Source organism: Rhizobium sp. 268 (assembly GCF_036571585.1).
GTDB classification, from domain to species: domain Bacteria; phylum Pseudomonadota; class Alphaproteobacteria; order Rhizobiales; family Rhizobiaceae; genus Rhizobium; species Rhizobium redzepovicii.
The window spans coordinates 1-13819 of sequence record NZ_JAPPSO010000004.1 but is presented as its reverse complement, the minus strand read 5'-3'; the positions used below and the strand labels follow the sequence as shown (position 1 = coordinate 13819).

At 62.2% G+C, this 13819-nt stretch carries 16 protein-coding genes and 1 riboswitch; of the genes, 9 read left to right on the top strand and 7 right to left on the bottom strand.

The window, feature by feature from the left end; genetic code table 11:
• Window positions 1–7 precede the first annotated feature (7 nt).
• The 3 genes from gcvP to gcvT are packed head-to-tail and all read right to left on the bottom strand — an operon-like array spanning window position 8 to window position 4394.
• Window positions 8–2872: an aminomethyl-transferring glycine dehydrogenase gene (gene gcvP / locus OS035_RS08780; protein WP_331813612.1), complete on the bottom strand. Its 2865-nt coding sequence runs from the start codon at window positions 2870–2872 to the stop codon at window positions 8–10.
• Window positions 2872–3234: a glycine cleavage system protein GcvH gene (gcvH, locus tag OS035_RS08775; protein WP_097628636.1), complete on the bottom strand. Its 363-nt coding sequence runs from the start codon at window positions 3232–3234 to the stop codon at window positions 2872–2874. Before gcvH ends, gcvP begins: the two co-directional genes overlap by 1 nt.
• 23 nt (window positions 3235–3257) lie before the next feature.
• On the bottom strand, window positions 3258–4394 hold the full coding sequence (gene gcvT / locus OS035_RS08770; protein WP_097628637.1) for a glycine cleavage system aminomethyltransferase GcvT: 1137 nt from the start codon (window positions 4392–4394) through the stop codon (window positions 3258–3260).
• Window positions 4395–4551: 157 nt separating this feature from the next.
• Window positions 4552–4646, bottom strand: a riboswitch (glycine riboswitch).
• A gap of 158 nt (window positions 4647–4804) precedes the next feature.
• Between gcvT and OS035_RS08765 the strand changes: the two genes are divergently transcribed.
• Both OS035_RS08765 and OS035_RS08760 read left to right on the top strand, forming a co-directional pair.
• Window positions 4805–5185: a hypothetical protein gene (locus OS035_RS08765; protein WP_097628638.1), complete on the top strand. Its 381-nt coding sequence runs from the start codon at window positions 4805–4807 to the stop codon at window positions 5183–5185.
• Between the two features lie 73 nt (window positions 5186–5258).
• Window positions 5259–6260: a DUF1775 domain-containing protein gene (locus OS035_RS08760; RefSeq protein ID WP_331813611.1), complete on the top strand. Its 1002-nt coding sequence runs from the start codon at window positions 5259–5261 to the stop codon at window positions 6258–6260.
• A 71-nt stretch (window positions 6261–6331) separates the two neighbouring features.
• On the opposite strand, the gene OS035_RS08755 is transcribed toward OS035_RS08760, so the two are convergent.
• On the bottom strand, window positions 6332–6598 hold the full coding sequence (locus OS035_RS08755; RefSeq protein WP_097628640.1) for a hypothetical protein: 267 nt from the start codon (window positions 6596–6598) through the stop codon (window positions 6332–6334).
• A gap of 121 nt (window positions 6599–6719) precedes the next feature.
• Between OS035_RS08755 and crcB the strand changes: the two genes are divergently transcribed.
• The 7 genes from crcB to OS035_RS08720 all read left to right on the top strand — a co-directional run bounded on the left by crcB (window position 6720) and on the right by OS035_RS08720 (window position 12261).
• Window positions 6720–7097, top strand: coding sequence for a fluoride efflux transporter CrcB (crcB, locus tag OS035_RS08750; protein WP_097628641.1), 378 nt, complete (start codon window positions 6720–6722; stop codon window positions 7095–7097).
• Window positions 7098–7191: 94 nt separating this feature from the next.
• On the top strand, window positions 7192–8181 hold the full coding sequence (locus OS035_RS08745; protein ID WP_003586294.1) for an RluA family pseudouridine synthase: 990 nt from the start codon (window positions 7192–7194) through the stop codon (window positions 8179–8181).
• Window positions 8178–8831: an HAD-IA family hydrolase gene (locus OS035_RS08740; protein ID WP_097628642.1), complete on the top strand. Its 654-nt coding sequence runs from the start codon at window positions 8178–8180 to the stop codon at window positions 8829–8831. The genes OS035_RS08745 and OS035_RS08740 overlap by 4 nt, the downstream gene beginning before the upstream one ends.
• Window positions 8832–8840: 9 nt before the next feature.
• Complete coding sequence (locus OS035_RS08735) at window positions 8841–9626, top strand: ATP12 family chaperone protein (RefSeq protein WP_097628643.1); 786 nt, start codon at window positions 8841–8843, stop codon at window positions 9624–9626.
• A gap of 65 nt (window positions 9627–9691) precedes the next feature.
• On the top strand, window positions 9692–10150 hold the full coding sequence (locus tag OS035_RS08730; protein WP_097628644.1) for a hypothetical protein: 459 nt from the start codon (window positions 9692–9694) through the stop codon (window positions 10148–10150).
• A 45-nt stretch (window positions 10151–10195) separates the two neighbouring features.
• A complete protein-coding gene (locus OS035_RS08725) occupies window positions 10196–11728 on the top strand; it encodes an acyl-CoA carboxylase subunit beta (protein WP_097628645.1) in 1533 nt (510 codons plus the stop codon).
• A 140-nt stretch (window positions 11729–11868) separates the two neighbouring features.
• Window positions 11869–12261 (top strand): DoxX family protein, encoded by a 393-nt coding sequence (locus OS035_RS08720; RefSeq protein ID WP_097628646.1) that lies wholly within the window; start codon window positions 11869–11871, stop codon window positions 12259–12261.
• A gap of 49 nt (window positions 12262–12310) precedes the next feature.
• On the opposite strand, the gene sugE is transcribed toward OS035_RS08720, so the two are convergent.
• The 3 genes from sugE to OS035_RS08705 all read right to left on the bottom strand — a co-directional run bounded on the left by sugE (window position 12311) and on the right by OS035_RS08705 (window position 13734).
• Window positions 12311–12625 carry a quaternary ammonium compound efflux SMR transporter SugE gene (sugE, locus tag OS035_RS08715; RefSeq protein WP_097628647.1) on the bottom strand — a complete coding sequence of 105 codons (315 nt, stop codon included), beginning with the start codon at window positions 12623–12625 and terminating at the stop codon, window positions 12311–12313.
• A 163-nt stretch (window positions 12626–12788) separates the two neighbouring features.
• Window positions 12789–13253 carry a YaiI/YqxD family protein gene (locus OS035_RS08710; RefSeq protein WP_097628648.1) on the bottom strand — a complete coding sequence of 155 codons (465 nt, stop codon included), beginning with the start codon at window positions 13251–13253 and terminating at the stop codon, window positions 12789–12791.
• Window positions 13254–13263: 10 nt separating this feature from the next.
• The gene (locus OS035_RS08705) at window positions 13264–13734 is read right to left on the bottom strand and encodes a GNAT family N-acetyltransferase (protein WP_097628649.1); all 471 of its coding nucleotides are present in this window, start codon (window positions 13732–13734) and stop codon (window positions 13264–13266) included.
• Window positions 13735–13819 lie beyond the last annotated feature (85 nt).

Sequence of the window (13819 nt, the reverse complement as noted above, 5' to 3'; positions counted from 1 at the left end):
TTTGCCGTTATTCTGCTGCTTCCGCGTAGCTTTCGACCGGCGGGCAGGTGCAGATCAGGTTGCGGTCGCCGTAGACGTTGTCGACGCGGTTGACCGGGGACCAGTATTTGTCGACGCGGAAGGCGCCGGGCGGGAAGCAGGCCTGTTCCCGGCTATAGGGACGATCCCATTCGCCGACGAGGTCTTCCACCGTGTGCGGGGCGTTCTTCAGCGGGTTGTTCACCTTGTCCATGCGGCCATCCTCGATGGCGCGGGCTTCCTCGCGGATCGCCAGCATAGCCTCGCAGAAGCGGTCGAGTTCGGCCTTAGTCTCGCTTTCCGTCGGCTCTATCATCAGCGTGCCGGCGACCGGCCAGCTCATGGTCGGCGCATGGAAGCCACAGTCGATCAGCCGCTTGGCGACGTCGTCGACCGTGACGCCCGAGCTGTCGACCAGCGGACGAGTGTCGATGATGCATTCATGCGCGACGCGGCCGGTTTTCGACTTGTAGAGCACGTCGTAAGCGCCCTTCAGCCGGGTGGCGATGTAGTTGGCGTTGAGGATCGCCACCTTGGTTGCCTGGGTCAGGCCTTCGCCGCCCATCATCAGGCAGTAGCTCCAGGAGATGGGCAGGATCGAGGCCGAGCCGAAGGCCGCGGCCGAAACCGCGCCGGGACGGCCGTCGGTCTCGGGATGGCCGGGCAGGTGGGGCGCCAGATGCGCCTTGACGCCGATCGGGCCCATGCCGGGGCCGCCGCCGCCATGCGGGATGCAGAAGGTCTTGTGCAGGTTGAGGTGCGACACGTCGGAGCCGATGTCACCGGGGCGGGACAGGCCGACCATGGCGTTCAGGTTGGCGCCGTCGAGATAGACCTGGCCGCCATGGGTATGCACCAGATCGCAGATTTCCTTGACGGTCTCCTCGAAGACGCCGTGGGTCGAGGGGTAGGTGATCATGCAGCAGGAGAGGTTTGCCGCATGCTCCTCAGCTTTGGCGCGGAAATCGTCGAGATCGATGTCGCCGTTCTCGCGCACCTTGACGACCACAACCTTCATGCCGACCATCTGGGCCGAGGCCGGGTTGGTGCCATGCGCCGAGGTCGGGATCAGGCAGACGTCACGATGGCCCTCGCCGTTGGCGATATGGAAGTTGCGGATCGTCAAAAGGCCGGCATATTCGCCTTGCGCGCCGGAATTCGGCTGCATGGAGAAAGCGTCGTAGCCGGTGACGGCGCAGAGCTTTTCGATCAGGTCGTCGATCATTTCGCGATAGCCGAGTGCCTGGTCTGCCGGCACGAAGGGATGGATATCGGAAAATTCAGGCCAGGTGATCGGCAGCATTTCCGCCGTCGCATTGAGCTTCATCGTGCAGGAGCCGAGCGGGATCATCGAGCGGTCGAGCGCCAGATCCCTGTCGGAGAGCCGGCGGATGTAGCGGGTCATTTCGCTTTCGGCACGGTTCATGTGGAAGATCGGATGGGTTAGGTAATCGCTTGTTCTGAGCAGGCCCTTCGGCAACCGGTAGGAAGGATCGAAATCGGCAACCTGGAAATTGCCGCCGAAGGCGCGCCAGACGGCTTCAAGAGTCGCCGGCCGCGTGCGCTCGTCAAGGCTCATGCCGATCTGGGTTTCGCCGACCTTGCGCAGATTGACCCCTTCGGCGACGGCTGCGCGCAGGATGAGGCCCTGCATGTGGCCGACATCGACGGTGATCGTGTCGAAGAAGCTTTCGGGTTCAACCTTATAGCCAAGCTTTTCCAGGCCCTTGGCCATCAGCACGGCCTTCTGGTGCACTTGCTGGGCAATCGCCTTGATGCCCTTGGGGCCATGGAAGACCGCATACATCGAAGCCATGACGGCGAGCAGCACCTGGGCGGTGCAGATGTTCGACGTCGCCTTCTCGCGGCGGATATGCTGTTCGCGGGTCTGCAGCGACAGGCGATAGGCGCGGTTGCCGCGGGCATCGACGGAAACGCCGACGAGACGGCCGGGCATGGAGCGCTTGACGGCGTCTTTGACCGCCATATAGGCCGCATGCGGGCCGCCGTAGCCGACCGGGACGCCGAAGCGCTGCGAGGATCCGACGGCGATATCGGCACCCATTTCGCCGGGTGATTTCAGCAGCGTCAGCGCCAAAATGTCGGCGGCGACGATCGCTATGGCGCCGGCCTGATGCAGGCGGGCGATCAGGCCGGTGAAATCATTGATGTGACCATGGGTGCCGGGATACTGGAAGATCGCCCCGAAAACATCGACCGGATCGAGATCGGTGAAGGGATTGCCGACGATGACGCTCCAGCCGAGCGGTTCGGCGCGCGTGCGGATGAGGGCGATGGTCTGCGGATGGCAGTCGGCATCCACAAAGAAAGCCTTGGCCTTCGACTTGGAGACGCGCTCGGCCATCGCCATGCCTTCGGCAGCAGCGGTCGCCTCGTCGAGCAGCGAGGCGTTGGCGACGTCGAGGCCCGTGAGGTCACAAACCATCGTCTGGTAGTTGAGGAGCGCTTCCAAACGGCCCTGGCTGATCTCCGGCTGGTAAGGCGTATAGGCCGTGTACCAGGCGGGGTTTTCCAGGATATTGCGCTGGATGACCGGCGGCGTGATGGTGCCGTAGTAACCCTGGCCGATCAGCGAGACCAGCACCTTGTTCTTGTTGGCGGTCTCGCGCAGCTTGTCGAGCGCCTCGCGCTCGGTCATCGGCGCGCCCCAGACGAGCGGCGCCTTCTGCCGGATGGCGGGCGGCAGCGTCGCATCGATCAAGCCGTCGAGGCTGTTGTAACCGATCACCTTCAGCATGTCGGTCATCTCGGCCGGCGAGGGGCCGATGTGACGGCGATTGGCAAAATCGTAGGGCTGATAGTCGGTGAACTGGAATTCGGTCGGCGTCGTCATTACGCGGTGAGCTCCTTGTAGGCCGCCTCGTCGAGCAGGCCGTCGGCATCCGCGGGATTGGCAAGCTTCAACTTGAAGAACCAGCCGGCGCCCTGCGGATCGGAATTGACCAGCGACGGATCGGCAACGATGGCCGGATTGACCTCGGTGATCTCGCCGTCAAGCGGACAATAGACGTCTGAGGCCGCCTTGACGGATTCGACGGTCGCGGCATTGCCGTTCTTGGAGAAGGTCGCACCGACTTCCGGCAGTTCGACGAAAACCAGGTCGCCGAGCTGATCGACGGCATAATTGGTGATGCCAACCGTCGCAACGCCGCCTTCGATCTGCAGCCACTCGTGTTCTTCGGTAAATTTCAGCATTGTTCGTCCTCTCTGGAAAAGGTTTAGCGTTTGTAGGTCGGTGTGACGAAGGGCAGGGCGCTGACGGTGATCGGCAGATATTTGCCGCGCACCTCCGCGTAGACGAGCGTGCCGGCCGCAGCATGTGAGACCGGTACGTAGCCCATGGCGACGGGGCCCTCGACGCTAGGACCGAAGCCGCCCGAGGTGACTTCACCGATTTCGAGCTTGCCCTCGGCATCGGCATAGAGCTTGGCATGGCCGCGCACCGGCGCCTTTCCCTCAGGCTTCAGGCCGACGCGGCGGCGGGCGGCGCCATTTTCGAGCTCGTAGAGAATGCGGCCAGAGCCCGGGAATCCGCCGGCGCGGGCGCCGCCCGCGCGCCGCGCCTTCTGCATTGCCCATTCCAGCGCCGCCTCGACCGGCGAGGTGGTGGTGTCGATATCGTTGCCGTAGAGGCAGAGGCCGGCTTCCAGGCGTAGCGAATCGCGGGCGCCGAGGCCGATCGCCTGGACGTCGGGATGCTCGAGCAACCGCATGGTGACATCCTCGGCCTTATCTGCCGGGACAGAGATTTCGAAACCGTCCTCGCCGCTATAGCCGGAGCGCGAGACCAGACAGGAAACGTCGTGCAGCCGGCAGTGACGCACATCCATGAATTTCATCGACGCGACATCGGCCCAGAGTTCGGCGAGAACTTCGACCGCGCGCGGTCCCTGCAGCGCGATCAGCCCGCGGTTGAGAAGGGTGATGTCGCACGTGTCGCCGATATGGGCCTGCAGATGGGCGAGATCGGCCTCCTTGCACGAGGCGTTGACGACGACGAAAAGATGGTCGTCGACATGGGTGATCATTAGATCGTCGAGGATGCAGCCGCTGTCGTCGGTGAAGAAGCCATAGCGCTGGCGGCCTTCGGCAAGACCCAGGATATCGACCGGCACCAGGCTTTCGAGCGCCAGCGCGGCGTCCTCGTAGCTGCCGGATTTCGCCTTCACGATGACCTGGCCCATGTGGGAGACATCAAAGAGACCGGCTTCGGTGCGGGTATGAAGGTGCTCCTTCATTACGCCTGCCGGATATTGCACCGGCATGTCGTAACCCGCAAACGGCACCATGCGGGCGCCGAGCTGGAGATGCAGGGCATGCAGCGGGGTTTTCTTCAGGGCAGCAATATCGTCCAAAAGACGCCTCCGGGGTTTGCGCCTTTTTGCGAAGGCGCGGGCTCAAATCTGAAGGCGCGGTTGCGCACTTCTCTCCTGAGCCCCCTCTGTCCTTGACGCCTGAGATTGTTATCCCTTCGGCGAGCGTTTCGAGAACGCTTCTCTCCAGAGTTCCGTCTGCCCCTTGCTGGTCCTTTGGCCTGAGAGTTTCCGGGGCGGTTGCTCCTTCGGCACCGGTGGTTGACAAGCACCGGATTCTCCCAACAAGGTTGGTGCAATTATCCGGCGGCTGTGGCTCTTGGCAAGCGGCAAATGTCGTCGCCGGGCAAATTTTTGTCGTCTTATTCCAATCGGGCCTTAAACTGCGGCAAATCTGCTTTTGCATTCGGGGGCGAAACCGGCTATCGCGACTTGCTGTCGAAGGGGATCTCATGCGGCCGACCGGACTGAAAGCGACGCTCTTTCTGCGCATGCTTTGCGCATTGAGCCTAGCTTTGCTCGGCCTTGCGCATCAGGCGCCGCAGGCTGTCGCGTCCGAAAGTTATGATGCGAGCGCCTATGTGCTGCCCGACGGTACCTTCGCCTCGCTCTGCATCACGGTAAAGGATGCCGACGGCAAGAGCGTCGCTTTCAAGCCGACTTGCGAAGCCTGCCGGCTGTCGGCCTCCATCGTCCTGCTGACGCCGGATGCAGGCTCCTGGCTCGAACGCAAACTCGCCTCGCTGATCAACGCGCCGACCGAGGCCTCGACCTTTACCGGGGGAAGAGCCGTCAGCCGGCCGAATTCCCGCGCGCCTCCCGTCCTCGCCTGATCTGCCTTCGCAATCCAATATGCAGCATGCCGGTCCGCCCGAGAAAAGTTTACGGCCGGTGAGGAGATATCCGATGAAGATCAGCAAGACATTTGGCAAGACATTCGCGCTTGCCGCCCTTCTTTCCGCGACCGCCATCGCCGGCGCCGAGGCGCATGTGACCTTCCTCAACAAGGAGGCGACCCAGGAAAGTACTATTCTCGCCACGCTGCAGCTGCCGCATGGCTGCGACGGCAAGGCGACCACGGAAGTGCGGATCAAGCTGCCCGAAGGTTTCGTCTTTGCCAAGCCGCAGCCGAAGGCCGGCTGGGAACTCGAGGTGATCAAGGGCGACTACCAGAAAACCTACGACAATCACGGCGAGAAGGTGAAGGCGGGCGCGGTCGAGATCCGCTGGAAGAATGGCAATCTTTCCGACGATTTCTACGACAACTTCGTCATCCAGGGTAAGGTATCGGGTGTAGAAGCCGGCACCTCGCTCGCCTTTCCGGTGACGCAGATGTGCGGCGACACGGTCGAGGCCTGGGATCAGGTGGCGAAGGAAGGCGGCGACGCCCACGGGATGAAAAGCCCGGCGCCGATGTTGAAGGTCGTTGCCGGCGAAGACCATGGTCACGGTCATGACGACATGGCAGGGATGGACATGTCCGGTATGAGCGGTATGGGTGCCGCGGCGCCGGCTGGCGAAGTGGTCAAGGCCGGCGATCTCGAAGTCTCCGGCGGTTTCGCCAAGGCAATGCTGCCCGGCCAGCCGGTCGGCGGCGGGTTCTTCACGGTGAAGAACAACGGCCAGACGGATGATCGGCTGCTTTCGGTGACATCGCCCGCAGCCGGCGAGGTTCAGATCCACGAGATGGTGACGAAGGACAATGTCATGCGGATGCGCCAGCTGAAGGACGGTATCGGCATTGCTGCCGGCCAGACGCTCAAGCTCGAGCCCGGCAACCTGCATCTGATGTTCCAGAAGGTTAAGACGCCGTTCAAGCAGGGCGAGACGGTGCCGGTGACGCTGACTTTCGAAAAGGCCGGCAAGGTCGATCTGGTGCTGCAGGTGCTGTCGGCGCAAGGCAAATAAGCGCGACCGATCGAAACGATAAAGCCCGCGGCTCTGCGCAGTCGCGGGCTTTCATCAGGGAGGCGGTTGCCTCAGACCTCTTCGTAGGATTGGAGGGCCTGCTTGAGACCTGCCTGCGGCTGGCGGTTGCCTTTGGCCATCAGGTCGAGCGCCACTTCGGTCGACTGGATGATGCTCGAGGGCTCCTCGGCCTGATCGGGGCTCTCGGCCTTCAATTGCCGGTCGGCAAGGCGCTTTGCGTCGCGCGCGGCGGTGCTCGTCGCCACACGCTGGGGAATCCTCAGCGATTCGAAGGCAACGGCAGCGGTGTTGGCCGATATGGACAGGAGCTGTGTCATGCCGTCACGGTATCGGCATGATCTTGGCGCCATCATAAGAAAATCATTGGCATTTTACCGGATGGTAAGAATTCATTCCGTCGCGATTGGAATCCCAGCGCAGTTGCGATAAATCCGGCTCATGATCCAAGCTCTTCTCGTCGCCGTCGGCGGCGCTATCGGTTCCCTTCTCAGATATTATGTCGGCCAGTGGATGCTGAGGCTCATGGGCCCGGCCTTCCCCTGGGGCACGCTTGCCGTCAATGTCGTCGGCTGCTTCGTCATCGGCGTCTTCGCCGAGCTGATCGCGCGCAGGTTCAATGCCTCGGTGGAACTGCGCCTGTTGCTGATCACCGGCTTCCTTGGCGGCTTCACCACCTTCTCGGCCTTCTCGCTGGACGCGATCTCGCTATTCGAGCGCGGTGAGGCGGTGGCTGGCGGTATCTATATCGTTGCGAGCGTCGGGCTTTCGATGGTGGCGGTCATGTCAGGCCTTGCCGTCATGCGCGCTTTGGCCTGATTTCTTTTCCGGTTTCCGTTTTGCGTGAAAATGCTCTAAAGCCTGCGGCAAGAACGCCGGCTTGGCCCGTGCTGCAATTTCCGAAAGATTTTTTATGGCTGGCATAGAACATATCAAGGTTGAAGCCGACGAAGCGGGCATGCGGCTCGATCGCTGGTTCAAAGTACATTTTCCCGGGCTCGGCTTCGGCCCGCTGCAGAAGCTCCTGCGCTCCGGCCAGGTGCGCGTCGACGGCGGCCGCGTCAAATCGGATGCGCGGGTGCAGCCCGGCCAGACGGTGCGGGTGCCGCCGCTGGATGTCGATGCGAAGAAGTCCGGGCCGATCGCCGGCAAGGATCTCAAGCATTCGTCCGATTTCGAACTCCTGTCGCGCATGGTGCTGCATGAGGACGATAAGGTGATTGTGCTCAACAAACCGCCCGGCATTGCCGTGCAGGGCGGCTCCGGCGTGGCCCGGCATATCGACCAGATGCTCGAAGCCTGGACCAGCCCGAAGGGCGAAAAGCCGCGGCTCGTTCACCGCCTCGACCGCGATACATCAGGTGTTCTCGTCATCGCCCGCACCCGCGGCGCCGCACAGAAGCTGACCGCCGCCTTCCGTGAGCGCGACACCAAGAAGACCTATTGGGCGCTGGTCAAGGGTGTGCCGCGCAAGCACGAAGACAAGATCTCCACCTGGCTCGTCAAGGAACCGACAGCCGACGGCGACCGCATGCGCATCGCCAAACACGGCGAAGACGGCGCCGATCATGCGATTTCCTTCTATCGCGTAATCGAGACGGCGGCCCAGAATCTCGCATGGCTTGAGATGGAGCCCTATACCGGCCGTACCCACCAGTTGCGCGTCCATGCCCTGCATATCGGCCATCCGATCATCGGCGATCCGAAATATTTCGACGACGATCCGAACTGGGATTTTCCGGGCGGCGTCCAGAAGAAGCTGCATCTGCACGCGCGCCATATCGACATCCCGCACCCATCCGGCGGCCGTCTGCGCGTCAGCGCGCCGCTGCCGCCGCATATGGTGCAGACCTGGAACCTGCTCGGCCTCGACCTTGCCGGCGCCGAAAGGGACAGCGAATGAAACTCGCGCTTTTCGATTGCGACGGAACGCTGGTCGACAGCGCCGGTCTGATCCACGAAACCATGCGCCGCACCTTCGAAAAGTTCGGCAAGCCGGAACCGCGATTTGAGGATACGAAAGGGATTATCGGCCTGTCGCTCGATATCGCGATCGCGCGCATGCAGGGCAGGCCGCATGTCGAGCAGCAGGATATCGAGATGACGGCGCACTACAAATCGCTGTTCTCGGTCGTGCGCCAGGATCTCGACTATAAGGAGCCGCTGTTTCCCGGCATTCGCGAGATGATCGACGCGATCAGTGGGCGCGAGGATCTGCTGATCGGTGCGGTGACCGGCAAATCCAGGCGCGGATTGAACCTCGTGATGGAGACGCACGGCTTCGACCGACATTTCACCGTTGCGCGCACCGCCGACGACTGCCCTTCCAAGCCGCATCCGGCCATGGTGACGGAATGCTGCGACGAAACCGGCATGAATGCCGCCGACACCATTGTCATCGGCGATGCGATTTACGATATGCAGATGGCAAAGGCTGCCGGCGCCAAGGCGATCGGCGTTGCCTGGGGTTATGCCAGCGTGGATGAGCTGATCGCCAACGGCGCCGATGCGATCGCTTATCATCCGAACGAGTTATTGCGCCATTTTTCCTGAGGTGAGCCCATGCGCGACCTGCTTAACGACCTTTCCGAAGGTCTGAGCCATCCCGACCCGATCCGCCGGGCGCAGATCCAGATGAAGAAGCCGCTACCGAAGCGTTTCTACGCCGACGTCGCCATTGCCGAGCATGAGGGTGGCTTTGCCATCATGCTCGACGGCAAGATGGTGCGCACGCCGGCACGGCAGGTTCTCGCCGTTCCCACGCAAGCGCTGGCGCGTCTTGTCGCCGCCGAATGGCAGGCGCAGGGTGAAGAGATCGATCCCGTGACGATGCCGGTGACGCGACTTGTCAACACCGCGCTCGATGGTGTCGACGCCAACAGGCAGGCGATCTTTGAAGATATCCTGCGCTTCTCCTCGAGCGACCTCATTTGCTACCGCGCCGATGGACCGGAACTGCTGATCGAGCGTCAGACCGAGCGCTGGGATCCCGTCGTCGACTGGGCGGCAAACGATCTCGGCGCCCGCTTCATCCTCGTCGAAGGGGTGATGCCGCGTGAGCAGCCGCGCGAGGCGACGGCCGCCTTCGCCGTCACGCTCACCAGATACGACAACCCGATGGCGCTTGCAGCCCTCCACACGATCACGACGCTGACCGGTTCGGCGATCCTGGCGCTGGCCTTGGCCGAGGGTCACTTGGCGATGGAGGAAGCCTGGTCGCTTGCCCATCTCGACGAGGACTGGACGATCGAGCACTGGGGCAGCGACGAAGAAGCCGAGGAGCGGCGGGCCAAGCGCTTTGCCGAGTTCAAGGCGGCGACCGACGTTTTTTTCGCCGTAAGCGCCTGAAACATATTGCCTTCCCAGGCATTATGACGAAATCTGCGACTCCAAAGAGGGGTGCGGGATTTGTCATGAATTGGCTGAGGTCGTGTTTTTGCCGGGCCGCACTCGTCTGTGTCGCACTTACGGCCTGCGTCAACCTCTCGGGCCCTAAGCCGGAGGCGCCGGTCTATGATGTGCGCAGCGCCGTCGTCGTCTCCGGCCCGAATATGCCGGCCGATCTGCTTTCCGGCATCAACGACCGCGTCAATGCCGCGATCAACGCCACGGTGCGCGACACCGTGCTGCCGCGGGTGGTGCTGACGATCCGCATCGTCGCCATCGAGAAGGGTCTCGGCTTCCAGAAGGACCGCAACATCGCCAAGGTCAGTATCGACGCAGCCTCCGTCGAGGACGGCTCGGTCATTGCCGTCAGCGCCTTCGACGTGACCAGCATCGCCGCCGATCCCAAGCTTGCCGACGAGATCCTGGCCGAGGACGTCGCGGCAAGGATACGCTCGGTTTTCTCACTCAGCGGGCGTGGGCACTGAAGCAGTCGCGGTCGACATGCTAGAAACAAAGGCGAGGGAGATCGCATGAAGGAAATTCTCGAAGAACTGGAACGGCGCCGCGGCGTCGCCCGCCTCGGCGGCGGCAAGGCGCGCATCGACGCCCAGCACAAACGCGGCAAGCTGACGGCGCGCGAGCGCATCGATCTCTTTCTCGACGAAGGCTCCTTCGAGGAGTTCGACATGTTCGTCGAACACCGTTCGACCGATTTCGGCATGGACAAGAGCCGGGTTGCCGGCGACGGCGTCGTCACCGGCTGGGGCACGGTCAACGGCCGCACCGTGTTCGTCTTCGCCAAGGATTTCACCGTCTTCGGTGGCTCGCTTTCGGAAGCGCATGCCGAGAAGATCATGAAGGTGCAGGACATGGCGCTGAAGAACCGCGCGCCGATCGTCGGCATCTACGATGCGGGCGGCGCCCGCATCCAGGAGGGGGTGGCGGCGCTTGGCGGTTATGCCGAAGTGTTCCAGCGCAATGTGCTCGCCTCCGGCGTCATCCCGCAGATCTCGGTGATCATGGGTCCCTGCGCCGGCGGCGACGTCTATTCGCCTGCGATGACCGATTTCATCTTCATGGTGCGCGATACCTCCTACATGTTCGTCACCGGGCCCGACGTGGTGAAAACGGTGACCAATGAGACGGTAACCGCTGAGGAGCTCGGCGGCGCGAAGGTGCATACCACCCGCTCGTCGATTGCCGACGGCGCCTATGACAATGATGTCGAGACGCTGCTGCAGGTGCGCCGGCTGATCGATTTCCTGCCGCTTTCGAACACCGCGCCGTTGCCCGAGATCGAATGTTACCAGTCGGTGACGGAGACCGACGCCTCGCTCGACACCCTGGTGCCGGCCAGCGCCAACAAGCCATACGATATCAAGGAGTTGATCCGGAAGGTGGCGGACGAGGGGGATTTCTTCGAGATCCAGGCGAGCTTCGCCGGCAATATCGTCTGCGGCTTCGGACGCGTTGAGGGCTCCTCCGTCGGTTTCGTCGCCAACCAGCCGATGGTGCTGGCCGGCGTGCTCGACAGCGATGCCTCGCGCAAGGCGGCCCGCTTCGTGCGCTTCTGCGACTGCTTCAACATTCCGATCGTCACCTTCGTCGACGTGCCGGGTTTCCTGCCGGGTACGGCGCAGGAATATGGTGGCCTCATCAAGCACGGCGCCAAGCTGCTTTTCGCCTATGCCGAGGCGACGGTGCCGAAGCTCACCGTCATCACCCGCAAGGCCTTCGGCGGCGCCTATGATGTCATGGCGTCGAAGCATCTGCGCGGTGATCTGAACTATGCCTGGCCGACGGCGCAGATCGCCGTGATGGGCGCCAAGGGCGCCGTCGAGATCATCTTCCGCAAGGATATCGCCGATCCCGAAAAGATCGCCGCCCATACGAAAATGTATGAGGACCGGTTCCTCTCGCCCTTCGTTGCCGCCGAGCGTGGTTATGTCGACGAAGTGATCATGCCGCATTCCACCCGGCGGCGGTTGGCGCGCGGGTTGAAGATGCTGCGCAACAAGGACCTCGCCAATCCCTGGAAGAAGCACGACAACATTCCACTGTGAAATCTAGCGGGCGAATAAAACTAGTACGTCAAGTGTTTAGCTGCTGTCGAAAATGTGAACGGCCGTCAGCGATCCGTGTGTTCAATCCTTGCCGGCGACAGGCTAACGCTCGGCTGGTACTATTTTAAAGGAGAGGTTTTATGTCAAGTTTCGAGCGTCTTTCTGCCTATCGCCCCTATGGGCTGGCCGCTCTCAGAATTATCACCGCGCTGCTGTTCATCGAACACGGCACGATGAAGCTTTTTGGTTTTCCGGCTTCGCAGATGTCCGGCTCGCTGCCGCCGCTGATGCTTTTCGCGGCTCTCCTCGAGCTCGTCGGCGGTATCCTCATTCTCATCGGCCTGCTGACGCGCCCCGTCGCCTTCCTGCTCGCCGGGGAAATGGCGGTTGCCTATTTCATGGCGCATGCCCCAAACAGCTTCTTCCCGGCCGTCAACCAGGGCGACGCCGCGATCTTGTTCTGCTTCGTTTTCCTCTATCTGTTCTTCTCCGGTCCTGGCGCATTTTCCGTCGATAACCGCAAGGCAGCCTGAGCCGACATAGACTGCGGGGCATTTGCGATGCCCCGCAGCATTTTCTTCGTCAGGCGGTGAGCTTGAGACCCGCGATGCCGCCGACGATCAGCATGATGCAGGCAAGGCGGGAGACACTTGCCTGATCGCCAAGCAGCCAGATGCCGAGGAGCACGGTGCCGACTGTGCCGATGCCGGTCCAGACCGCATAGGCGGTCCCGATCGGCAGGTGCTTCACCGCCAGGCCGAGCAGCACGATGCTGACCACCATGGATATGACGGTCAGCGCCGTCGGCAGCGGCCGTGTGAAGCCATCGGTATATTTAAGGCCGATCGCCCAGCCACATTCGAAAAGACCAGCGAGAAAAAGCAGAAACCAGGCCATACGACTCTCCTTGTTCAAGAGCGAGGCCGTCCCCGCGACGGTTGCATCGGTAAGATGCCGCAGTCGTCTGCGATGACGTCTATATGCGAGAGGAGACGGCGGACTTCAAGGTAGGAATCGACATGGCTGCCATACCACCCGTTTCTTGCTGGCCTGAGCGGGATTACTTGCCACCAGCCTCCGTCGAAAGGCTCTTGGCGCGGCGGCAGAGGCGGTCGAATGTTTCCAGGAAACGGGAACGATCTTTCGGGCTGAAGGCGGCGTTGTAGCCCTTGCTCTCGCCGGTTTCGCGCAAATGCGCGCCGAGATCGCGCATTGCGCTTGCCATGCCGATATTGGTCTCGTCGAAGACGCGGCCGGTGGGGCCGCTGACGAAGGCGCCGGTGGCGACACAGCGCACGGCGAGCGGCACGTCGGCGGTGACGACGACATCGCCCGGGCCGGCGCGCTCGGCAATCCAATTGTCGGCGGCGTCGAAGGCGTTGGAGACGATGACGTTATGGATCATCGGATCGCGGGAAGGGCGCAGGCCGGAATTGGCAACGAAGGTGACTTCGAGGCCGAGGCGTTCGGCCACCTTCAGGACTTCCGGCTTCACCGGGCAGGCATCGGCATCGACGTAGATCATGGCGATATCCTCATGCCGGCCGCGCCGCCTGTCTGACCATATCGATATGGGGAATGCCGTCTTCCAGATATTCCGCCGATGTCCCGACAAAGCCGAAGGCTTCGTAGAAGCGCCGCAAATGGGCCTGCGCCGACAGGGCGATGGGATTTGCCGGATAAAGCCGTTCGCAAGCAGAGATCGCTTCGCTCATCAATGCATCGCCCAGGCGCTTGCCGCGATGGGCCGGTGAGACGACGACGCGGCCGATCTTTGACGGATCATGCGGCTCGTGCGGTTTCAGGATTCTCGCCGAAGCCAGGAGTTCGCCGCTCTCCAGCAGCCTTAAATGCAGGGCATCGATATCCTTGCCGTCGAGTTCCGGATAGGCACAGTTCTGCTCGACGACGAAGACATCGACACGCATTTTCAAGAGGTCGTAGAGCTCCCTAGCGAGGAGGTCATCGACGCTCTTGAGGTCGGTCGTGTAGGCCATCGAAAGCATCAGTAGACCACCACGCCACGAATGCTTTCGCCCTTGTGCATCATCTCGAAGCCCTTGTTGATGTCGTCGAGCGGCATGGTGTGGG

Excerpts from the sequence above, each read along its gene's own strand:
- gcvP (WP_331813612.1), bottom strand. The coding sequence starts at position 2,872 with ATGACGACGCCGACCGAATTCCAGTTCACCGACTATCAGCCCTACGAT.
- gcvH (WP_097628636.1), bottom strand. The coding sequence starts at position 3,234 with ATGCTGAAATTTACCGAAGAACACGAGTGGCTGCAGATCGAAGGCGGC.
- OS035_RS08765 (WP_097628638.1), top strand. The coding sequence starts at position 4,805 with ATGCGGCCGACCGGACTGAAAGCGACGCTCTTTCTGCGCATGCTTTGC.
- OS035_RS08760 (WP_331813611.1), top strand. The coding sequence starts at position 5,259 with ATGAAGATCAGCAAGACATTTGGCAAGACATTCGCGCTTGCCGCCCTT.
- OS035_RS08755 (WP_097628640.1), bottom strand. The coding sequence starts at position 6,598 with ATGACACAGCTCCTGTCCATATCGGCCAACACCGCTGCCGTTGCCTTC.
- crcB (WP_097628641.1), top strand. The coding sequence starts at position 6,720 with ATGATCCAAGCTCTTCTCGTCGCCGTCGGCGGCGCTATCGGTTCCCTT.
- OS035_RS08745 (WP_003586294.1), top strand. The coding sequence starts at position 7,192 with ATGGCTGGCATAGAACATATCAAGGTTGAAGCCGACGAAGCGGGCATG.
- OS035_RS08740 (WP_097628642.1), top strand. The coding sequence starts at position 8,178 with ATGAAACTCGCGCTTTTCGATTGCGACGGAACGCTGGTCGACAGCGCC.
- OS035_RS08735 (WP_097628643.1), top strand. The coding sequence starts at position 8,841 with ATGCGCGACCTGCTTAACGACCTTTCCGAAGGTCTGAGCCATCCCGAC.
- OS035_RS08730 (WP_097628644.1), top strand. The coding sequence starts at position 9,692 with ATGAATTGGCTGAGGTCGTGTTTTTGCCGGGCCGCACTCGTCTGTGTC.
- OS035_RS08725 (WP_097628645.1), top strand. The coding sequence starts at position 10,196 with ATGAAGGAAATTCTCGAAGAACTGGAACGGCGCCGCGGCGTCGCCCGC.
- OS035_RS08720 (WP_097628646.1), top strand. The coding sequence starts at position 11,869 with ATGTCAAGTTTCGAGCGTCTTTCTGCCTATCGCCCCTATGGGCTGGCC.
- sugE (WP_097628647.1), bottom strand. The coding sequence starts at position 12,625 with ATGGCCTGGTTTCTGCTTTTTCTCGCTGGTCTTTTCGAATGTGGCTGG.
- OS035_RS08710 (WP_097628648.1), bottom strand. The coding sequence starts at position 13,253 with ATGATCTACGTCGATGCCGATGCCTGCCCGGTGAAGCCGGAAGTCCTG.
- OS035_RS08705 (WP_097628649.1), bottom strand. The coding sequence starts at position 13,734 with ATGCTTTCGATGGCCTACACGACCGACCTCAAGAGCGTCGATGACCTC.